General features: G+C 49.6%; 20 protein-coding genes. 11 read left to right on the plus strand and 9 right to left on the minus strand.

From position 1 onward, the window contains the following. Positions 1-27: 27 nt before the first annotated feature. Entirely contained in the window at positions 28-765 is a 738-nt protein-coding gene (locus H6F88_RS13430; RefSeq protein WP_190643256.1) for a Uma2 family endonuclease, read from the minus strand. Between the two features lie 543 nt (positions 766-1,308). On the opposite strand from H6F88_RS13430, the gene H6F88_RS13435 reads away from it, so the two are divergent. Beyond that, complete coding sequence (locus tag H6F88_RS13435; protein ID WP_190643257.1) at positions 1,309-5,196, plus strand: PAS domain S-box protein; 3,888 nt, start codon at positions 1,309-1,311, stop codon at positions 5,194-5,196. A 55-nt stretch (positions 5,197-5,251) separates the two neighbouring features. Here the strand turns inward: H6F88_RS13435 and H6F88_RS13440 are convergent, their stop codons facing one another. After that, on the minus strand, positions 5,252-5,668 hold the full coding sequence (locus H6F88_RS13440) for a hypothetical protein (protein ID WP_190643258.1): 417 nt from the start codon (positions 5,666-5,668) through the stop codon (positions 5,252-5,254). A gap of 4 nt (positions 5,669-5,672) precedes the next feature. Then, complete coding sequence (gene sufR / locus H6F88_RS13445) at positions 5,673-6,323, minus strand: iron-sulfur cluster biosynthesis transcriptional regulator SufR (protein ID WP_190643259.1); 651 nt, start codon at positions 6,321-6,323, stop codon at positions 5,673-5,675. A 152-nt stretch (positions 6,324-6,475) separates the two neighbouring features. Here sufR and H6F88_RS13450 point away from each other — a divergent pair, with 152 nt between their 5' ends. The 7 genes from H6F88_RS13450 to H6F88_RS13480 all read left to right on the plus strand — a co-directional run bounded on the left by H6F88_RS13450 (position 6,476) and on the right by H6F88_RS13480 (position 12,887). After that, the gene (locus H6F88_RS13450; protein WP_190643260.1) at positions 6,476-6,838 is read left to right on the plus strand and encodes a ferredoxin-thioredoxin reductase catalytic domain-containing protein; all 363 of its coding nucleotides are present in this window, start codon (positions 6,476-6,478) and stop codon (positions 6,836-6,838) included. A 26-nt stretch (positions 6,839-6,864) separates the two neighbouring features. Next, positions 6,865-8,301, plus strand: a complete 1,437-nt coding sequence (sufB, locus tag H6F88_RS13455; protein ID WP_190643261.1) for a Fe-S cluster assembly protein SufB — start codon at positions 6,865-6,867, stop codon at positions 8,299-8,301. Beyond that, complete coding sequence (locus H6F88_RS13460) at positions 8,302-8,736, plus strand: retroviral-like aspartic protease family protein (protein ID WP_190643262.1); 435 nt, start codon at positions 8,302-8,304, stop codon at positions 8,734-8,736. It abuts the gene before it with no gap. 9 nt (positions 8,737-8,745) lie between these two features. Then, positions 8,746-9,366, plus strand: a complete 621-nt coding sequence (locus H6F88_RS13465; RefSeq protein ID WP_190643263.1) for a restriction endonuclease subunit R — start codon at positions 8,746-8,748, stop codon at positions 9,364-9,366. 68 nt (positions 9,367-9,434) lie between these two features. Beyond that, positions 9,435-10,226 (plus strand): Fe-S cluster assembly ATPase SufC, encoded by a 792-nt coding sequence (gene sufC / locus H6F88_RS13470; protein ID WP_190643264.1) that lies wholly within the window; start codon positions 9,435-9,437, stop codon positions 10,224-10,226. Further along, entirely contained in the window at positions 10,223-11,587 is a 1,365-nt protein-coding gene (sufD, locus tag H6F88_RS13475) for a Fe-S cluster assembly protein SufD (protein ID WP_190643265.1), read from the plus strand. Before sufC ends, sufD begins: the two co-directional genes overlap by 4 nt. A 37-nt stretch (positions 11,588-11,624) precedes the next feature. Then, positions 11,625-12,887: a SufS family cysteine desulfurase gene (locus H6F88_RS13480; RefSeq protein WP_190643266.1), complete on the plus strand. Its 1,263-nt coding sequence runs from the start codon at positions 11,625-11,627 to the stop codon at positions 12,885-12,887. A 221-nt stretch (positions 12,888-13,108) separates the two neighbouring features. Here H6F88_RS13480 and H6F88_RS13485 read toward each other — a convergent pair whose 3' ends face one another. Beyond that, positions 13,109-13,279: a hypothetical protein gene (locus H6F88_RS13485; protein ID WP_190643267.1), complete on the minus strand. Its 171-nt coding sequence runs from the start codon at positions 13,277-13,279 to the stop codon at positions 13,109-13,111. Positions 13,280-13,668: 389 nt separating this feature from the next. On the opposite strand from H6F88_RS13485, the gene H6F88_RS13490 reads away from it, so the two are divergent. Together H6F88_RS13490 and H6F88_RS13495 are read left to right on the plus strand one after the other, a co-directional pair. Beyond that, positions 13,669-14,145 (plus strand): TspO/MBR family protein, encoded by a 477-nt coding sequence (locus tag H6F88_RS13490; protein ID WP_190643268.1) that lies wholly within the window; start codon positions 13,669-13,671, stop codon positions 14,143-14,145. Between the two features lie 117 nt (positions 14,146-14,262). Next, positions 14,263-14,733 carry a hypothetical protein gene (locus H6F88_RS13495; RefSeq protein WP_190643269.1) on the plus strand — a complete coding sequence of 157 codons (471 nt, stop codon included), beginning with the start codon at positions 14,263-14,265 and terminating at the stop codon, positions 14,731-14,733. 5 nt (positions 14,734-14,738) lie between these two features. Here H6F88_RS13495 and H6F88_RS13500 read toward each other — a convergent pair whose 3' ends face one another. Then, on the minus strand, positions 14,739-15,464 hold the full coding sequence (locus tag H6F88_RS13500) for a M15 family metallopeptidase (protein ID WP_190643270.1): 726 nt from the start codon (positions 15,462-15,464) through the stop codon (positions 14,739-14,741). Between the two features lie 247 nt (positions 15,465-15,711). Here H6F88_RS13500 and H6F88_RS13505 point away from each other — a divergent pair, with 247 nt between their 5' ends. Beyond that, positions 15,712-16,251 carry a phycobiliprotein lyase gene (locus tag H6F88_RS13505; protein WP_347277698.1) on the plus strand — a complete coding sequence of 180 codons (540 nt, stop codon included), beginning with the start codon at positions 15,712-15,714 and terminating at the stop codon, positions 16,249-16,251. A gap of 114 nt (positions 16,252-16,365) precedes the next feature. On the opposite strand, the gene H6F88_RS13510 is transcribed toward H6F88_RS13505, so the two are convergent. From H6F88_RS13510 to H6F88_RS34015, 4 genes are all read right to left on the minus strand, one after another. Beyond that, on the minus strand, positions 16,366-17,676 hold the full coding sequence (locus H6F88_RS13510) for a serine hydrolase (RefSeq protein WP_190643271.1): 1,311 nt from the start codon (positions 17,674-17,676) through the stop codon (positions 16,366-16,368). Positions 17,677-17,803: 127 nt separating this feature from the next. Then, positions 17,804-18,403 (minus strand): TetR family transcriptional regulator, encoded by a 600-nt coding sequence (locus H6F88_RS13515; protein WP_190643272.1) that lies wholly within the window; start codon positions 18,401-18,403, stop codon positions 17,804-17,806. Between the two features lie 110 nt (positions 18,404-18,513). Next, positions 18,514-19,506 (minus strand): aldo/keto reductase, encoded by a 993-nt coding sequence (locus H6F88_RS13520; RefSeq protein ID WP_190643279.1) that lies wholly within the window; start codon positions 19,504-19,506, stop codon positions 18,514-18,516. Between the two features lie 95 nt (positions 19,507-19,601). Beyond that, positions 19,602-20,948 carry a GAF domain-containing protein gene (locus H6F88_RS34015; protein WP_190643273.1) on the minus strand — a complete coding sequence of 449 codons (1,347 nt, stop codon included), beginning with the start codon at positions 20,946-20,948 and terminating at the stop codon, positions 19,602-19,604. Positions 20,949-21,486 lie beyond the last annotated feature (538 nt).

Raw genomic sequence — 21,486 nt, forward strand, 5'->3', positions numbered from 1 at the left:
TCAAAATTTAAGCCCTCGATATAAGACTTAAGCTTCTGCATCCGGATCGATGCCTAGTTCCCTTAGCTTTGCTGCTAGTTTTTCACTGCGTTGCTGTTCTGCTTCAGCCCGTTGTCGTTCCGCCTCCGCTATTGCTTCAGATGCCTGTGCCGATTCTTCTGGGGTAGGAATCAGTTGCCCTTCTGGCGTAAAGAAGCGTAGTTCACGATTATGAATACCCAAATAGAGATTTAACTGTTGACTCCACAATTGACCTTGCTGATTGGGCTGAAGGTCTTGATATTGCCCATCCAGAAGATGAAAACCCTGAAGCTCCAGTGTGTTTGGGTCAAACCAAAAGTAGTCCGGGGTGCGGAAGGTATCTTGATAAATTTGTTTCTTCAAGCCTCGGTCGGTTTTGGCGGTCGAATCTGAGAGCAGTTCAATGATGACGTTGGGGTATTTACCTTCCTCTTCCCACACGACCCAACTCTTGCGCGGCTTACGTTCTGTGCCCAGCACCACAAAAAAGTCCGGCCCGCGAAAATCTTCTGACTTGCGTTGATAAGGGCTGTAGTAAACCGTAAGGTTGCCTGAAACGTAGAAGTCTTGTCGCTGCTGCCAATACCATCGGAGCAGACGAATCAACAAATCAATTTGATCGCGGTGCAGGTCACTTTCCAAGGGAGGTTCGTTACTGTAGAGGTCTCCTGGAGGAAAGCAAACACCGTTTGTTTTCGCTTCCTCAAGAACGGCTTGCACGGATTCAGCAGTTGGGGAAGACATAAGCGCAGGTTATTTTATCCGTGTATGTATATCTCAGTTTAGCGGAAGGCGATCGCCCGTACTTGTCAAGAACTATAGGCTCTGTCAGTCCTTACATGCAGTCGTGCCATGCGTTAGTCAAAGTTTACATATTGAGGGAGGACGGGCTCCTACTCGTTGAGTAATTTTAGGATATTTGCCTTTGCCAGCCTTCTCAGTAATTGAAACAACATTGATTTGTTGCCACTGATCATCCCCAAAATCAAACCAATATCCAAACACATCACCCGTTAAAGGTAAGGGTTTAGAGGTGCTCTTCCCACCCTCTCACCATCACTCACTATCACCTTGTCTTACCATCGCGTTCTATATTATTCAACCAATAAGTTTGTCTAATCTACATATCGGATTGTTTCCTAGTGGGGAAGATTTTTTTCGATTTGCATCGGAATATATCTTTATGAACAGGTCAGCGCGATCGCTAGAGGTAGCGAGGCGCTGACGACTTTGTGTCGGAACATCGCCAAATAAATCTAGCTCAGCAGTCGCGCCCCTTGGAATCCTATGCTTTCTTCTCCAAATACCGCTCCTGCGAATCAGCACCGCTGGTGGATTGTAGTTTTAGTAGGGATTTTGGCGTTGTTCGCGGCTCACTGGATCGCGTTGGTTTATCGGGTTCAGCCCTCGCTTTCTCTTTGGTTTGTGCCATCGGGAGTGGCGATCGCTCTCACTTTTTGGTTTGGCCCGATTGGTGCAATTCTGGCAGGTGCAGCCGGCATTATGGTTGCGCCGCTGTGGGGACACACAGGCTGGAGCAGCTTAGTTGGAGCCGCAGATGCAGTTGAGCCGCTGGTTGCCTGGATGCTTTATCGCTACGCTTGGCAAGGTTCGCTTACGCTTAAACGACTCAAAGATGCAGCTGCCTTCATTCTCAGCGTGCCGCTTTCAGCCTGCATTCTTACAGCCCTACTCAGTAGCTTACTTTTAGGCGCATTGCAGAGATTGCCAGAAACTAGCTTCTCCCAGGGCATTGTGTTGTGGTGGCTAGGTAACGCACTGGGGGCTTTCTCGGTTACCCCCGCCTTGCTGCTTTTATTAACTCCTCTATTGCAGCAACGGGGATTGCTTTCGTCTGCCAACTCATCTGACCCCGTACACCTCTTGCAGCTTCCCCGTTATCGGAGTTTTTGGCTAGAAGCTCTTCCGATTCTCGCTGTGCTGATCAGTACAGCTTTACTGACCGTTTGGAAAACGGGTGAAGCGGTTTTGGTGTTTCAGCAATTTTCGTTTCTCAGTTTTGTGCCAATCGTGTGGGCAGCAACTCGATTTGGGGCAACAGGTGGAATTCTCACCTCCAGCTTCTGTGTACTGGTGACATTCCTGTCTTATTTGCTGAGCTACGGGGATGCCTTCGCGCTAGACCAGTTTCCGATTCCTGAAGAGGTGTTGAGTGTTCACACGCTGAGTCTGCTCGTACAGTGTGCGGTAGGTTTACTGGTAGGCACGGCCATCACCGAACGAGCTGCCAGTCAAGTAGCGTTGGCAGTTGAGCGGGTGCGTCTGAGCGAATATGAAGCCCGAGCGCAGATGTCCGAGCAGTTGATTCGACTCAATCATTCCCTCTCTGAAGCAAACGCCTGTTTAGAAAACTCTAATTTAGAGAAGGATGAGTTGCTCAGGCGAGAACAAGCCGCTCGCTCGGAGGCAGAAAGTGCCAGAGAGCAAGTCTCTCAAATTCTTGAAAGCATTACGGACGGGTTTGTTGCAGTCGATCGAGAGTGGCGGTTTACCTACATCAATGCGGAGGGAGCGCGAAATCTCGGCTGCACTCGTGAAGCACTATTAGGCAAAAATGTCTGGGCAGAGTTTCCAGACTTGGAACACACTAACTTTGGTCGGCTTTGCAAGCAAGCCATGTCAGAGGGAATTACCGTTGAGGATGAAGGCTACTACCCACCTTTTAACGCCTGGTTTAGCGTTCGGGGCTATCCTTCAAACAATGGATTTTCGCTGTATTTCAAAAATGTTACCGATCGCAAACAGACTCAAGAGGCGCTGCGTAAAAGTGAAGAACGTTTTCGGGTGGCGCTTCAGGGAAGCTCGATTATTGTTTTTTCCCAAGATTTAGAGCTGCGTCACAACTGGATCTATAATCCTCACCCGGATATGGCGGCCGAGTTCATTCTGGGTAAAACCGATCGAGAGATTTTGCCATTAGAAACTGCAGAGCGGGTTACAGCAATTAAGCGATCGGTAATTGAGCAAGGAATCCGGGCACGTACCGAGGTAGAGATAGAAATCAACGGGCAAATCACGACTTATGATGTGGCGTTGGAGCCCCTCCGCAGTCCAGGGGGGAATGTAGTAGGGCTGACCGGAGCCGCGACAAATATTACTGAACGGAAACAGGCAGAACAAATTCTGCGAGAAAGTGAGGAACGATTCCGGCAACTGGCTGAAAACATTGATGTTGTCTTCTTTATTTACGAGGAATTCAACGATGTTTCCCCAGGACAAGTAATTTACGTCAGCCCTGCCTATGAGAAGGTTTGGGGGCGATCGCCTCAGCAGCTTTACGCAAATCCTCAGGGCTGGCTTGATGCCATTCATCCTGACGACCAGGCGCGGATTCGAGCAGCACTGACGGGGTTTGCGCGAGCCGAGTTTGACGAACAGTTTCGCGTTGTCCAACCAAATGGCGAAACTCGCTGGGTGCATAAACGAATCTTTCCGATCTACGACCCTCAAGGCAACCTGTATCGCATTGCCGGAATTGTCGAAGACATCAGCGAACGCAAATGGGCAGAAGAGGCGCTTCAGGCAAGTGAATTGCTCTACCGCACATTAGGAGAGGCGGTGCCTGATTTTGTCTGGTCTGCTGGTGCAAATGAGCAGGTCGATTATGTTAACTTGCGCTGGGTTGACTACACAGGCACCCGACTGGATCAACTCAATCAATCGGGTGCTGTGGCGCAACTGATTCACCCAGATGATCTTCGTGCCCATCGACGACGGTGGAGGCAAGCCAAACAGTCCAAAGAGCCATTTGAGGTGGAACTGCGGCTACAACGACACGATGGTGAATATCGCTGGTTTATGGGTCGAGCAGTGCCGCTCAAAGACAATGCAGGTAACCTGATCCGTTGGATTGGCTCTGCTACTGACATTCACGCACTCAAGCAGGCGGAGGTAGAGCGAGAAGAACTGCTGGCACGGGAGCAGGCAGCGCGGGCAGAGGCAGAGGCGGCAAACCGTGCCAAGGATGAGTTTTTGGCGATTCTTTCCCATGAATTGCGATCGCCCCTTAACCCGATTTTAGGTTGGGCAAAACTGCTGCGAACCCGTCACCTCGATCCTTCCACCGTCGCTCGTGCGGTTGAAACGATTGAACGCAACGCTAATTTGCAAACGCAGCTGATCGAAGATTTGCTAGACATTTCTCGAATTTTGCGCGGCAAACTCAGCCTTGATGTTTCTCCAGTGAACCTGGTGCCTGTGATTGAGGCAGCTATGGAAACGATGCAGCTTGCAGCCGATGCAAAATCGATCGATTTTAGGTTTTGGATTACAGATTTTGGATTGGAGTCCACGGCGAGTCATCCAGCGGATGAAATGCTGGATTCCTTCAAAACTCAAAACTCAAAACTCAACATTCAACCTTCCCAATATTGGGTGATAGGCGACGCAAATCGGCTTCAGCAGGTCATTTGGAATTTGCTGTCCAATGCAATTAAGTTCACGACTGAAGGTGGACGGGTGACGATTCGGCTGGGGTGCAGTGACACTCATGCCCAAATTCAGGTAAGCGACACGGGTAAAGGCATCCGCGCTGATTTCTTGCCCTACATTTTTGATTATTTTCGGCAGGCGGACGGCTCCATCACTCGGCGGCACGGCGGACTGGGAATCGGGCTGGCAATCGTGCGGCACCTGGTTGAATTGCACGGTGGCACCGTTACCGCAGTCAGCCCTGGCGAAGAGCAAGGGGCAACATTTACTGTGCGAATTCCACTGATGGCTTCTGCCCCAGAAATCCGAGCGCCCATTAAACGGTCTGAGCCATTCCCCAGTTTGCAGAACCTAAAAATTTTGGTAGTAGATGACGAAGCAGATACCCGCGAATTTCTGACCTTCATGCTAGAAAAATACGGCGCAACGGTGTTTGCAGTTGCCTCCGCTCGGGCCGCTCTAGATGCGATCGCCGCCGTTCAGCCAGATCTGTTGCTCAGTGACATCGGCATGGCGAATGTGGATGGATATGAGTTGATCCGCCAGGTCAGAAATTTAGCCCCGGATCAGGGCAGACAGCTTCCGGCGATCGCGCTCACCGCCCACGCCAGCGAACAAGATCAGCAGCTTGCTCGCTCAGCTGGGTTTGACCAGCACATCGCTAAACCTGTTGAACCAGGTGTTTTGGTGGGAGCAATTGTGGCATTGGTTACTGATCGTTAATCATTAGTTTTTGGTTACTGGTTTTTGGTGATTGGTTATTGAGCTAATGCAGCTTCTAACCGTCTGGTTGTTGTGAGTTTAGCTCCTGTCCAACTTTGGCTTTTGCTTCTTGCTCAAACCAGGCAATGACCTGAGAGGGTGTGAGCTCGGCGATCGCCTTTCCCTCACTCTCTGCAACTTGACGTAACGGTTTGAGTGAGGACAACACCAGTTGCGTAAAAAACTGTCCAAAAGACTCATTTGCGGCTGCTTCTCGCCGCAGGCTCTCATCGTTTTCAACCCAGTCGGCAATTTGTTGAGCTGTGATGTTTTCAACCGCTAGCCCAGTTTGTTGAGAAAGCTGTTTGAGCGATCGCAGTGAATAGATTGCCACCCGCGTCAAAAACTTATCCCGCGAAGTCAGCAAAGCCTGATCGACCTCAGCCGATTCCTCTGGCGTTAAGAACTGCATTGGTTCTGGCGAATCATTCATACTGCTATTTTCCCTGAATCAAATAACCACAGCGATGCTCACCATTGACCAACCAGTGAGTCCGCTCAACGATGCAATCTTGCAATGCCGCTGCAAACATTTCTAGCTCATGCCCACACACGCTGGGGAAGGACTCGGCAATATGAGAAATTGCACAGTTATATTCAGTGACGATGAATTTAGAATTAGCAGCACTCTCTGAATCGTCAACGGCATACCACTCTGCCATGTAGCCTTCTGCTTGACGCAGCTTGACCAGGTTCGCAACCCGTTCGGCGATCGAGCCTGTCCCCAATCGCTCTCGATATTCCTCAGCTTTGCGCTCCCACTGTTTGCGTAGAATGGTGCCGACCTGGTCGTGTCCAACGGTTTCTGCCAGGGTGTTGAGCAGGGAGAGGGCAAATTCGTCGTAGCGGTCAGGCAGGCGATCGCGCCCTTCCCGACTCAAGTGATAAACAAAATTAGGACGACCCATACTCGCCTGGATCGCCTCATGCTCAATTAAGCCATCGGACTCTAAATCCTTTAAGTGACGGCGAATCGCTTGTGGACTGACGTTGAGCGCGCCAGCCAATTCCTGAGCGCTAGCCTGACTTTGCTTTAGCAGATAGTTCAGGATGTCTTGTTTAGTGGAAGGTTCCTGCGTGGTTGCCATCGTCTTCCTAACGGAGTGCTGAGACAAATCAATTTAAAGCCTAAAATAGACTTTGACAACTTTGATGTTGCTAAAGTACCCTACAATAAAGTTAAGCAACAAAAATGTTGTTTTAATTATAGAATTATTCGGCTGACCTGTCGCTTTATCAAATGAATCCATCTGAGAAACCTACCCAAGCCACCGAAAAGAGCCTCGAAGCCATGCGGCACTTTTCTGAAACCTATGCCAAACGGACTGGCACATATTTCTGTGCCGACCTGGGTGTGACTGCTGTCGTGATCGAAGGGCTAGCCAAGCATAAAGATGATCTGGGTGCGCCCCTCTGTCCGTGCCGTCACTACGAAGATAAAGAGGCAGAAGCCGCTGCCGCCTACTGGAACTGTCCCTGTGTGCCCATGCGAGAGCGCAAAGAGTGCCACTGCATGTTATTTCTAACCCCGGATAACGACTTCGCAGGCGACCAACAAGAAATTACCTTTGAGGAAATCCGGGCTACGACTAGCCAATACTAATTGTTTGTTGAGAGAGAACACCCCCGATGACTGCAACGGTTAGATCCTTAGTTAACCAGCCTTACAAGTACGGCTTCGTCACGGATATTGAGTCGGAGTCGATTCCACGTGGGCTAAGCGAAGATGTGATTCGTTTGATTTCAGCGAAAAAGCAAGAGCCAGAGTTCATGCTGGAGTTTCGCCTAAAAGCTTATCGTCAGTGGCTTAAGATGACTGAGCCAACCTGGCCCCAGGTGAAATATCCACCGATTGACTACCAAAATATTGTTTACTACTCAGCGCCCAAGAAGAAAGACAAGCTGGGCAGTCTGGATGAGGTTGACCCGACGCTGTTGGAAACCTTTGAGAAGCTGGGCATTCCTTTATCTGAGCAAAAGCGGTTGTCGAACGTGGCAGTTGACGCAATTTTTGATAGCGTTTCTGTCGCTACCACGTTTAAGGAAAAGCTGGCTGAAGAGGGCGTGATTTTCTGCTCGATCTCAGAGGCGCTCCAGCACCATCCCGACCTGGTGAAGAAGTACCTGGGCAGTGTGGTTCCTGTAGGCGATAACTATTACGCAGCGTTGAATTCAGCCGTATTCAGCGATGGCTCTTTTGTCTACATTCCTAAGAACACTAAATGTCCGATGGAGTTGTCCACCTACTTCCGAATCAACAACGGCGATTCGGGACAGTTTGAGCGGACGCTGATCGTTGCCGAAGAAGGCAGTTCGGTGAGCTACCTGGAGGGCTGTACGGCTCCCATGTTTGACACCAACCAGCTTCACGCGGCTGTAGTGGAATTGGTGGCATTGGATAATGCCGAAATCAAATATTCCACTGTGCAAAACTGGTTTGCTGGCGATGAAAACGGCAAAGGCGGCATTTATAACTTTGTCACCAAGCGCGGTTTGTGCCAGGGCGTAAACTCCAAGATTTCCTGGACACAGGTAGAAACCGGATCTGCAATCACCTGGAAGTATCCAAGCTGTGTGCTGGTAGGGGATAACTCAGTCGGTGAGTTCTACTCTGTTGCACTCACTAATAATATGCAGCAGGCAGATACGGGCACCAAGATGGTGCATATCGGCAAGAATACCCGCAGCACGATTGTCTCGAAGGGAATCTCGGCAGGGCGATCGCAAAATAGCTACCGGGGTCTGGTCAAAATTGGACCTAAAGCCGAAGGCGCTCGCAACTATTCTCAGTGCGACTCCATGCTGATTGGCGATACTGCTGGAGCAAACACCTTCCCTTATATTCAGGTGCAAAACAACACCGCCAAAGTAGAACATGAAGCCTCTACCTCCAAGATTGGAGAAGACCAGCTCTTCTACTTCTCTCAACGGGGCATCTCTTTGGAAGACGCAATCTCAATGATGATCAGCGGCTTCTGCAAGGATGTGTTTAACCAGTTGCCAATGGAGTTTGCCGTCGAAGCCGATCGCCTATTAAGCCTGAAACTAGAAGGCAGCGTTGGCTAAGTGAGATCAGCAACAATGGGCATCACTTACGCTGAAATTGAATTGACTCGTGGGGATGATCTGGCTCTTTTTCGTGAGGGTTACATCCCAGAGAACCGAGTTAGACGGATAATCGTCAGAGCTTTAGTAGATAGTGGTGCCTCGATGCTGTCAATCACTCCAGCCATTAGAGACTATTTGGATCTACCAAAAGTTGATGAGCAGCAGGCAGAGTTAGCGGATGGCTCTGTGGCTCAGTTTGATGTAGTTGGGCCAGTAGAACTCAGGTTTGAGAATCGAAAGACAGTTGAGTACGCGATTGTAGTACCGAACTCACCAGATGTCTTACTTGGAGCGCACCCGATGCAAGATTTGGATGTATTAGTTGACCCAAAACGAGAAGTGCTGATTGTCAATCCTAAAAGTCCCGACATTGCCCGAAAGTTTCTGAAGTGAGTTGGCAAGATGGTTCAGACCTTACAAGCAAGAACAATTGATCTGCGTCACCTGATTGATCACTTCAAGTTGGAGTTAGCTCAAGATGAGCAGTTCTTTAGGGAATGGCAAGTAGGATTACCCGAAATTACAGATGTTGAAAGGCAGTTTCTAGACAAGGTGAAAGCAGGTTATTTGAACTTGCTAAACTATCCACCTGTTTTGGAAAAAGCAGTTCAAATTTCTGTCCTGGGTCCGCTATTGTTTCTGGCAGATTTTTATCTTCCGCCTTTTCACATCAAAGCTGAGAAGTCAGTTGAAATTCAAGCTGAAGATGAAGGCGTAATTGTTCGTGGGCAGATCGATATCTTGCTGCTGAAAGAGCAGTTTTGGCTAATGGCGATCGAGTCAAAGGAGTTTTCCTTCTCCACAGACGCAGGTTTGGCACAGCTTTTAGCTTACATGTTAGCTAACCCCAATCCAGACAAACCAGGATTTGGTTTAATTGCAACTGGCAGTACATTTACGTTCGTCAAGCTGGTGCAAGGAGAAGTGCCTCAATACGCAACTTCCGATCAATTCGGCATTCTAAATCGGACAAATGGACTCTATGACGTATTCAGAATTTTGAAGCGGATTAGTCAGCTATAGGTGAGCTAGTCATAGATTTATTGAATTTACTTAGTTGAACGAATGGCAGTCGATGAGGGGTTTTTAGCGTGATTATTGAAAACAGTGAAGTGATTCTTTCAGTGCGAGATCTGACGGCTGAAGTAGATGGCAATCAGATTTTGAAAGGGCTAAATTTGGAAGTCAAGGCAGGAGAAATCCACGCCATCATGGGTCCAAACGGTTCCGGTAAAAGCACGTTTTCCAAAGTGTTGGCAGGGCATCCGAGCTATGACGTAACGGGTGGAGAAATCCTGTTTCAGGGCGAAAATCTGCTGGAGTTAGAGCCAGAAGATCGAGCGCGATCGGGCGTTTTTCTGGCATTCCAGTATCCGTTAGAAATTCCTGGCGTGAGTAACTTGGACTTTCTCCGAGTTGCCTACAATTCCCGTCATAAGCATCAAGGTTTAGAAGAACTGGATGCATTTGACTTTGATGAGTTGGTGCGAGAACGGTTAGAAGTCGTCAAGATGAATCCTAGCTTCCTTGGTCGCAGCGTCAACGAAGGCTTTTCGGGTGGTGAGAAAAAGCGTAATGAGATCTTGCAAATGGCAATGCTAGAGCCAAAGCTAGCGATTCTGGATGAGACGGATTCTGGTTTAGACATTGACGCACTAAAGATTGTCGCCAATGGGGTAAACCAGCTTGCTAAGCCAGATAATGCAACGATTTTGATTACTCACTATCAGCGCTTGCTCAACTACATTGAGCCTGACTTTGTACATGTGATGGAAGGCGGCAGAATTGTCACCACAGGCACGAAGGAGTTGGCTCATGAACTGGAGAGCAGGGGCTATGACTGGGTGCTAGAGGCAGAAGCGGCTGAGGTGGCAGGACGATGAGTATTCAGGTTTCTTCGAGTAATAACGAGGTAATGCAGCGATCGCCTCTTAACCGCGACAGCTATCTATTGCGCCTGCTAGAGCAAACGGGTAGCCCGGAGACGGATTTAGAGCTGTTGCGATCGCTCCGGTCTCAGTCCAAATTGCTGATTCAAGAGCAGGCATTTCCCACAACTCGCGATGAGGAGTGGCGATTTACGGATCTATCCTCACTGCTACAGGTTAACTTTGAGGCACGCACTTCTCAGTCCTCGGTTAGCTCAGAGCAAATTGCACCTTTTACATTACCTGAAGCCGCAGAGAGCCGACTGGTATTTGTGAATGGCGTGTATCAGCCACACCTATCCTCGGTGAAAGGGTTGCCCAAGGATTTGTATGTGGGCAGCTTATCAGAATTGTTGGCAGGGAAGCAGGAAGAGGCGATTGCCCTTCAGTCTCGCCTCTCTCACTATTTAGGTAAACAGCCAGGAGCCGCAGAACTTTTCACTGCGCTAAATACGGCAAACCTTACCGATGCTGCGATTATTTGGGCACCCAAAAACTTGGTGGTAGAGACTCCGATTCACCTACTGTTTCTCTCAACCGCAGCCGCTTCCCCAGCTTTTTCCCAGCCTCGCTGTTTGGTCGTGGCTGAACCTAACAGTGCCGTAACACTGGTTGAGGAGTACGTTGGACTGGACGAAGGCGTTTATTTCACTAACTCCGTCACTGAAGTGTGGGTAGAGTCCAATGCCCAAGTCAATCACTCCCGCATTCAGCGTGAAAGCAAAGCCGCTTTTCACATCGGCAAAACGGCAGTCTCTCAGGCAAGGGATTCACGCTACACCTGCACTGCTATCAGTTTAGGTGGAAAGGTTTCTCGTCACAATCCGGAGATTTTCCAGACTGGGGAGCAGACGGAAACTTACTTAAACGGACTGACGATAGCCCTGCAAGATCAACTGTCAGATACGCATAGTGCGATCGTCTACAGCAAGCCTTACGGCAGCAGTCGCCAATTACATAAATGCATCGTTGGCGACAAGGCTCACGGCGTATTCAACGGTAAAGTATTTGTGCCGCAAGCTGCCCAACTCACCGATGCCGGACAGCTCAACCGCAACCTGCTGCTGTCGCCCAAAGCACGGGTAGATACCAAGCCTCAGCTCGAAATTGTTGCAGACAACGTCAAATGCACCCACGGAGCTACCGTCGGACAGCTAGATGCCGATGAAGTCTTCTACCTGCAAAGCCGGGGCATCGACGCAGCCAGCGCCCGTAGCCTGTTAGTCTACGCCTTTGCCTTCGAAGTGGTTGAGCAGGTGGCGATCGCTTCCCTCCAGGACACCCTCACCCACTTTCTTAAAACTCAAATCCCTTAACCCTCACACCCCACACCCTACCTCACACACCCGATCCATGACCTTCACCCAAGAAAAGACCCTCGCTGCTCAGGTTCGTGCCGACTTCCCCATCCTGCACCAGGAGATTCACGGCAAACCACTCGTTTACCTGGACAACGCTGCCACGTCTCAAAAACCAGTGGCCGTGCTGAACGCCCTTCAGCACTACTACCAGCATGACAACGCCAACGTGCATCGCGGCGTGCATACCCTCAGTTCTCGCGCTACGGATGCCTACGAAGGCGCAAGAGACAAAGTGGCTAGCTTTGTCAACGCTGCCTCTCGTCAGGAAATCGTCTACACCCGCAACGCTAGCGAAGCGATCAACCTGGTTGCTTACGCTTGGGGCAACAGCAACTTGCAGCGCGGAGATGAAATCATCCTCTCCGTGATGGAACATCACAGCAACCTGATTCCCTGGCAACTGCTGGCTCAGCGCACCGGAGCCGTGCTGAAGTTTGTTGAGCTAACCGAAACGCAGGAATTTGACCTGGAACACTTCAAGTCTCTGCTGTCTGACAAAACCAAATTAGTTTCGGTCGTTCACGTCTCCAATACGCTCGGCTGCATCAACCCAGTCAAGGAAATTGTGGAACTGGCGCACCACTACGGTGCAAAAGTTTTGATTGATGCCTGCCAGAGCGTCCCGCACATGACTGTAGACGTACAGGCGATGGACTGTGATTGGTTAGTCGCATCAGGACACAAAATGTGTGCCCCTACCGGAATCGGCTTCCTCTACGGCAAGCTAGACCTGCTGCGTTCCATGCCTCCTTTCTTGGGTGGTGGCGAAATGATCGCGGACGTATTTTTTGATCATTCCACCTATGCTGATCTGCCCCACAAGTTTGAAGCTGGAACTCCTGCCATTGCTGAGGCGATCGCCCTCGGTGCTGCTGTAGATTACCTCTCTAGCCTGGGCATGGATAAAATTCATGCCTATGAAGCCGAGCTAACTGCCTATCTGTTCCAGCAGCTTCAGCAAATTCCTGAACTGATGCTCTATGGACCTAAGCCAGATTCAAAAGGTGAAGGTAGAGCTGCCTTGTCTGCCTTTACTGCCGGAAGCGTCCACCCACACGACCTGTCTACCATTCTCGATCAGGCAGGGATCGCCATCCGAGCCGGGCATCACTGCACCCAGCCCTTGCACCGTCACGTCGGGGCACAGTCCACCGCTAGGGCAAGTCTTTACTTCTATAACACCCGCGAGGAAATTGATACTTTTATCACGTCCCTCAAGGAAGCGATCGAATTCTTTAGCGGAATTTTTGGCTAAGAAGATTTCTACGAAGGGATTTACCCTTGGGTAGGGGCGGTTTGCCAGAAGCTTTGCAGTTAGCGATAGCTCTGATGCTAAACCTGCCCTTACAGGTATCTTGTTTACTAGAAGTCTTTTAAGAGAAGATCCGCCTCCAATTTATTTCCAAACAAGCAACCCGTAGGGGCGTAGCGTTCGGGCAGAAATTCTGGATTATTTCAGGGTTTATTTGCCGAATGCTACGCCCTCTCCTCTATCCGGCTTTCTAAAACTTCAGCGATCGCCCTAAATCCGCTGCATACTTCTCCACAATCGTTTTCGACTGCTCCTGCATCTTTCCGCATTGCTCCTTTGTCATCCCGCATTGCTCCTACATCTTTCCGCATTGTTGCTGCTGATACGGAAGCCACTTTGTCAAGAGCTATTATTTCTATGTACGGGCGAAGCATTCGGTCGGAAGATTGTGATTAAGTTGCAGGGATTGTGACCGAATGCTTCGTCCCTACCGCTACCGCTACTCCATTGAAGGATTCGGTATGAATCATTCTGCGCTGCTCTGAGACTGTCTGCGATCGCTTTGAGGTCATTCCCTTGGAGTGCTAGTTGAATTTGTGAGAAGTTACATTCTTCCAAGTTTGCTTCTAAACAAAAATCATCTATCAATGCTGCATCCTTACGACACCTCTAGAGATTGATTACAGCTACCTCTCAAACCTGCAAAGATAGCTGTGCAATTCGAGCTATCTCTACAGCAGTAGCTTAGACAACGCGGAGCATCGTGCCGCTAAGGGTGAGGATAATGATTAAATCTTGGATGGTGATTGGAGGAATTGCACTGATCTTAGGAGGAGCTGGCGGATCAATCGTGCCACCAAGTGGCGTTAAATGGTTTGCTCGGCTGCGTCGTCCCTATTGGCTGACATTTGAACCGTTGATTCCGCTGATTTGGACGACTGTTTTTATCTGCGGCGCATGGTCTGCTTACATCGTCTGGGAACATGATCCCGGTAGCCGCAAAACTTGGCTGCTCATGGGGCTATATCTGCTGTTGGAATTAGTGACCCTGTCCTACAACTCGGTGATGTTGACTCTAAAGAGCCTCAAAGCAGGAACCTTCATTGGAGGCACGGGCTTTTTCCTGGGACTAATTCTGGCAATTTTGGTATTGCCTATTTCTGTCTGGGCATCTGCTCTGTTGTTGCCTTACCTGCTGTGGAGCCCGATTGGCACCTACACCACCTGGGAACTGATGCGCCTCAATCCGCAAGATGCATAGCTCGATCCCTAATTCCCAATCTTTAATTCTCAATCCCTAATTCCCAATCCCCAATCCCTGCCTAAGTCCTGGTTTAATTTTTAAAGCCCCCGTTGATGCATACCCAGGAGAATCTAGATGCTCTTTTCGCGTAATCGAGCTGTTGTTGTGTTGTCTGCTGCACTGGGAGTTTTCGCGATCGGCTGTAGCCAGAACAAAATAGCCCAGTGTAATCAGTTGATTGAAGTTGCCAATGAAGCGGTGACCGAGGTGCAGGCAATCACCGAGAATGCCAGTCCGGACGATCCGGCCGCTTTTCTGCGAATTGCAGATACGGCTGACCAGGCAAAGACAAACCTGCAAGCAATTGAGGTTACAGATGAGCAGCTTCAAACTTACCAAGAACGATTCGTCACGCTTTACACAAACACGGGCGACTCAACCCGCAACCTAGTTGAGGCGGTAAACGCGCAGGACAATCAGGCTGCTCAGCAAGCTTATGATGCACTCCAGCAGGCGATCGCTGAAGAACCCAATCTGGTCAATGAGGTGAACGGCTACTGCAGCGGCAGAGCTCCAGCACAACAAGGCAATCAGACAGCACCATAGGGCAATCAGACAGCACCATAGCGAGCCACTATCATGGTGTCCAGGCTTTCCAAACCCATTAGCCAGGCCCACATCTGATCTCCCTGAGAAAAGTGCCACCACTCGTGAGGATGCTGCCGAAACCCAGCCCGAATCATTGCATTACGGAGAAGCTGACGGTCGCGGTGAAAGGTTTCGCGCAGGTTTTGCTGCCGTGAATCTTCCTTGGTTGAAGCACTCATGAAATGGTCAGGGTAAGAGCGAGGAGACAGTTCATCAATCGGAGAACCCATATCTACAGCTTGGCCCTGATCGTTTACCAACGTCACATCCACCGCTGCTCCCGTGCTGTGGGGCGGAGGCATCTTTGGGTCAGCACTGGGGACAGCCCAAAACTGATAGACCTGTTCTAAAATCGCCTGACGCTGTTCAGGGGTTAGCTGATTAAGGCGAAAGCCTTGTGCTTGAACAGTTTCAGCAAAAGTGTAATCCACCATAAACTGCTGCACGGCGATCGGGCGATAAGCATCAAAAATTTGAATACGCCACTGAGGATGTAGCTGTTGCAGATAGTCTTGCGCTCTGATCAATCCTTCCAATACACCTTGGCGCACAGAGTAGGGAGACTTGCCGCCATAAGGCGCAGATAACTTGACGTAGGGGTGGGGATCTTCTACAGCAAACAGCTCCACCGGAATCGGGAGCAGTGGCTCTCCGCATTCCAGAATCGGGATTCTTTGATAAGGCTTCATGGATGACCTGTGCGGACGACACGGACGAGACCAAAGAGAGCTACAGACGAGGCAGTTGAGTCCAGCTTAACCTCACTTTCAAGCTTGCCCTTGGGCACAGTGTACGAGGATGGCACATCTGCCTATGAACCATTGCTATCATGGAGTTGCGCGATTAACATTAAGAAAATTAACAGAATGCTGACAGTTTTCCCCAAACACTGTATTCGCTTTCTGACCAAATTATTCTACGGAAGGAACTAATCAGGTGATTGTATCTTCAAGGTCTACCACTACTACAGGCGAATCGCTGATCAGCAACTTTTTTCGTCGCTCGGTAGGTCAGTGGCGCTCAGAACGTCGCTACTACACCCTACCGGATGGCGAAACGAAGGAGATGGTTAGCAACATCACCATCCGCTTTCTGGAACAGAGCTGTGATGAACTGGCTCACCTAGCAGATTTGCATGAATTGTCCGATCGCCACTCGATGATTTGTGGGGCTGAGGTAACGTGGGATAGTGCGGACTCCGTATCGGGTAAGAAGCAGTCTAAAGGATTGACGCTATTTGGTGCGCTGGGCGATGTGCTATATCGCGATCGCGGCTTTGCCACCTCTAAGCCCGTTACTGCTGAGTTCTATTTCCCAAATCCAGAAACGCTTTGTCTGAGAACCGAGTACAAAGACTCTGTGTTCGAGGAGGAGCTGAAGCTGGTTGGTCAGCAATATCGCACTCGCCAAACGATCATTTCTCGCGCAGGTGAGCAACAGATGATCGGGCAATACCTGGAAAAGCGATTGGCTTAGGCAGAGCGCTTAAACAAGCCAATCTTTTCCCTATACCCTCGTCCCCAGGTTCTACCTGGGGATGCGTGTTTTAAGGCTCTGCCTGGTAACGAGCAGAACGAGAAACTAGCTTGCTTAAAGTCCGTTTTTGTCAATGTGGTTGGCGATCGCATTAATAGTTTCCCGAATAGCACGTTCATTGCCGCTGTAATCTAGCACGATGCTAACGACGTAGTATTCATCGTCCAGCATAAAGGCAACGGTTGTACCTAACGCCTTCGAGTTTTGCCCAGTTTTTTCGCCCATCCAGAAGGCTTTCGAGTTTCGTAAGCCCTGATGACCCAGCACCAGATCATCCTGGCTCATTAGCGTCTTGATCAGCTCATCATCACCCGGATTCTCCTTGTTGTAGATCGACACCATCATTTCAGTCAGTTCATCGGTGTTGATCTGATTTGGGCCAACGCCGGCATTAGCTGGATAAGTGCGTTCGCCAACGAGTTTGGTATTGACGCGAGTGACTCGGTAACCGCGATCGCTCAAAATTTGGTTGATGCGATCGCGTCCTACGTAATCGATGAGCTGATTTGTGGCAATGTTGCTGCTGTGTTCGATCATCCGCAACAGGACTTGTCGTAGCGGGTATTCTGCCCCCACCCAAACGTCAGATGCGTCTTCGGTGTAGTTTCCTCGGCTAATCGAAATGGGCGTATCAAGATCAATGTTGTCGGAATTGACCTTTTCCATCACGGCGATCGCCACTGGCACCTTGATTAGGCTGGCGGGACTGGCGGGCGGTGCGCTGCCGTTCAAGCGGCGGCATTCTCGCGAGGCTGCACGACAGACCGTGATGTGAACTCGATCTGAGCCAAGTCCCGTCTTTTCAGCGATCGGTTCCAGGTAGCCAGAACGAGCCGTGTCGTAGTTATAGGAAGCGAGTTTCAGGTAGTTTTCGTATTCCTCAGCCTTTTCGCTAGCGTTTTGAGACAAAAAGGATTGCTCTGGCACCGACTTGAGCGAGCTAACCGAATCATTCCAGAGAGAATAAAGTTTTTCTGTCGCTTCTAGCGAACCGTCAGACTGCTGCTGCGCTGTAACCGCCTGATTTGCCAGACGAATTGCTTGGTTCCAGTTTTGCTTTGCCGTCTCCTCAACCTGAATCCGAATTTCTACTGCTTGAAGCGTTTGCAGCATTGCGGTGGGTGGCGAAAAGATTCCTGCTTCATCGCCATTGGGAAAGACCGAAGCCTGATCCAAGTCAGCCTGAAGGCGATCGCGCATCTCATAAAGTTGCTCCAACGACTCGACCGTGGGCAGTTCGGGTGGCTCAGCATAGGGCGTTTCGATCGGGGGAGCCAGCGCTAAGGGGGGGTTAGCAACAGACAAACCCGCTACCATGCCTATGGCAACCACTGGAATAACGAGTAGATATGCGACCCGGCGCATTAATTGACCTCACACCGAAGAGATAGCAGCATCAAACGCAAGCAAACTCAATCAAAATTAAATATAAGGGTATTTACGCACTTGTTTGCAGTTTTTCAGCAAACGGACAAATTAATCTGTTTGCAAATTAGCTTTTTGCCAGATCTCTTGATGTAACACCTGCTAGCAACAGACTCCACACTTGAGCAAAATCAGCGTCAATGCCCGGATCGCTCCACTCAGCAGCATGAGCCGGATGATGAAACCGGGCAGTCGCACTAAAAATTGCTCTAGCGACCTGATGCGGATCAGAAGCCTGAAACTGTTGACTAGAAATGCCTTGTTTAATAATTTGCGTGAGTTGTCCAACTAGCTCGTCAACGTGGGCTTGAACGACCTCTCGTGATTCCTGGGCGATCGCATGATAGGTCGCAAACAGTTCTGGATCGTCTAATACTTTTTGTCGCTTGAGCGACATTAACCGCTCTAGCCAGTGATGTAGCCGTTCAGCCGCAGTTCCTTGTTCCTGCACAATTTCGGCTAGCGGTGCAGAGACTCGGTGCAGCCATCGTGCGGCGACTGCATCGCGAAGGGCAACTTTGCTCGAAAAATGTCGATAAATTGAGCCATGACTCACCTCTAGCACTCGTGCGACATCTACCACAGTTGCCTTGCTAGGTCCATAGCGACGCAACACATCTTCCGCTACGTCGAGGATTCGATCTGAAGTCAAGGCTGAGTCATTCATGCTGATGTTTCTATGCGATCGCGAACTTTATTAGAACTTAAATAGGGAGATAAAACCAGAATGGCATTCTGGTTTTATCTCCCTTGAACAAGTTTGGTAAGAATTTGCTTTTAGCGTCTTTCACTGTCTAGCATAGCCATCTGTCCTGCATCATAGCGGTCGCCCGCTACTGCATCCGGAGGAATTGCCGCTTCAATCTGAGATAGTTGTTCTGCACTCAGGTTTAGATCTAAAGCGCCTAACGCTTCCTGGAGGCGATCGCGACGACGGGCTCCAATCAGCGGAACGATGTCATTGCCTTGAGCCAAGACCCAGGCGATTGCCACCTGCGCCACCGTTGCATCTTGAGCCTGAGCAATCTCGCGCAGTGCTTCTACCAGAGTCAAATTTCGGTCTAGATTTTCGCCAGAGAAGCGGGGCAGGTGGCTACGAAAATCTTGTGCTGTTTGCGATCGCTCCTTTGACCAGCGACCACTCAACAGCCCCCGTGAGAGAACGCCATACGCCGTGACACCAATGCCCAATTCTCGCACCGTTGGCAAAATTTCTGCCTCGATGCTGCGGCTTAGCAAAGAATACTCGATTTGCAGCCAGGTAATTGGGTGAACCGCATGGGCGCGTCGAATTGTGTCTGCACCAACCTCTGATAAGCCAATCTGCCGCACATAACCAGCTTGAACCATTTCGGCGATCGCCCCAATCGTCTCCTCGATCGGTACTGTTGGGTCAAGCCGTGCGGGTTGGTAAAGGTCAATGTAATCAGTTCCCAGACGTTGCAAGGTGTAGGCAAGCGAAGTCTTTACGGCTGCTGGGCGACCATCGAACCCGATGAAATTACCATCGGGCGATCGCATCGCCCCAAACTTGACCGCAATGAACACCTCTTCTCGCCGCCGTCCAGCCAAAGCCTCGTGCAGCAGCAGTTCGTTGTGTCCCATGCCATAAAAGTCACCCGTATCGAGCAGCGTGATTCCTGCATCTAGCGCAGCATGAACCGTTGCAATGCTCTCTTCTCGGTCTGCGGGGCCATACATACCCGACATGCCCATGCAGCCCAAGCCAATCGCCGATAGCGAACTGTTTCCAATCTGACGCATTTGCATAGCGACTTCTCCACTGTCGTGATAGAAACAGTATCGCATGACGAATGACAGAAATCAATATCTGTCATTCTTAAGTTGTCAGAGCAGAGCGATCGCTACAAAGCAACAATCTTCAAAGTCTGTAAACGGTCGATTGCCCAGCCGATGTAGTCAGCAACAAATTTCAGGAGCCTCGTCTCATCGCCGGTAAAGGGACGGTGACAGGACGTACCAACATGGAAGACTCCCAAAACCTGATCCTTAATGCGTAAAGGCACTCCTAGCATAGATATCAGCCCTTTAGTGCGGAGCACAGGGCTGACAACCTCAATGTCCGACAAGTTTGCCACAACGACAGGTTCGCCCGTTTCAGCAACTTGTCCTGCAAAGCCATGTCCTAACGGAATTCTAATTTTCTCTAAAATTTCCTCTTCTAACCCAAGCGTGGCTTGAATGGCTAGTCGTTGCTCATCTTTTCTGATTAAAAGAACGGTTGCCGTCTCTACCTCCAACATCTGACAGACGCTATGCAGCAAGTTGTGCAGGAAATGCTGTAGCAGAAAATCTTCTGACTCTCCAAAAACTGTATGGCTAGAAGCTTTAATGTGCTGCTGAAGTAACTCAAGACCTTTCTCGCGATCGGCACTGATTAACTTAAAAACTTCTTCGGTCTCAGCCACCACAGCTTGGAGCGATGCGGGCAGATAGCTTAGATCACGATAGTGCATGTCTTGGCTAGCGGGTGCTGCAACTAGTTCCTTGGGCTTGCGGCTAGAAACTACCTTTGCGGGTACACCCACTGCAATGGAATAGGGGGGAATGTCTTTGGTCACAACTGCCGCTGCACCGATCACACTGCCTTCACCAATAGTGACCCCATCCAAAATCCTGGCACCACTGCCAATCCAGCAATTATCCTCAATTACAATTCCTTTGCAAGTCACTCCCTGCTCCTGAATTGGACGCTCCAAATTTGTGAATCGATGTTGATTAGCATAGATTCCTGTATGGGAGGCAATCATGCAGTAGCGACCAATTTTAATTGGACCGGGACCAGCAATGCAGACATAAGGCGCAATATAGGTTCTGTCACCGATTTCAATTCGGCAGTTTGCCCGACTTCCTCTGATGTCTACCCCGCGATCAATGTTGACTTGTTCTCCAATTAAAATTTGATGATTGTCCCCCATACATTTGATGTGAACGTCTTGCCTGATGTAAGACTTTTTACCAATCGTAATCTTGCTATCTACACCGGCTGCATCAAGACGTGCTCGGCTTTCAATCAAAACATTACTACCAATCTCAATGCTCTCAGGGGCAGTGAACTCTACGCCTTCTCGAATGGCGCAGCCATTTCCTAATTCAGCGAATAACCCTCGATAAAGTAAACCTCTCAACTTCGCGCCTGGTGATTTTGGAATCCATCCAAATAGCGGAATGAGTATAGTTTTTCTAGGCATGGCGATCGCTTTCCTTTGAATTGAAGAGGTAAATGCGTAAAGGCTCTGATATGCAGCTTTTGCCCAAGAAGTTTGCCGCGAATGGTTGAGCTTACTGTTGCAAAAGCTTTGGATTTTCCTGTACACCCTGAAGACAGCACAGTCTTTCCTGGCATTAGCTACTCAGGTTATGTGCCGCGATACGGCGATCCTATTTGAGTTAGACGAGTAAATAGCTAACTCCCTAAACCGTTCCTACTTACCTTTAATAGGACGACCTAAACAGCCACCACCAGAATTAAGGATCGACCGAATAAGGGAAAACACTGTGAAAATTTTATCTAGATTACTTATGATCTCCTGAAAATTACTGAGGACTTCATAAGAAATTTACGATGAAGCGATACTTACTTAACGTGAGCCGAGGATGCTGCCCAATTTAGATAACGTGAGTTCGGGATAAGGAGGGGCGAAATAGATAGAGTTGAAAGTACCTAATTTTTAACTCATCTAACCGCCCCATGCTTAGTCTAGAATCCCTGTTCTGTCATGTCGATGA

This window comes from Oculatella sp. FACHB-28 (genome assembly GCF_014696015.1).
In the GTDB taxonomy this organism is placed as follows: domain Bacteria; phylum Cyanobacteriota; class Cyanobacteriia; order Elainellales; family Elainellaceae; genus JAAUTN01.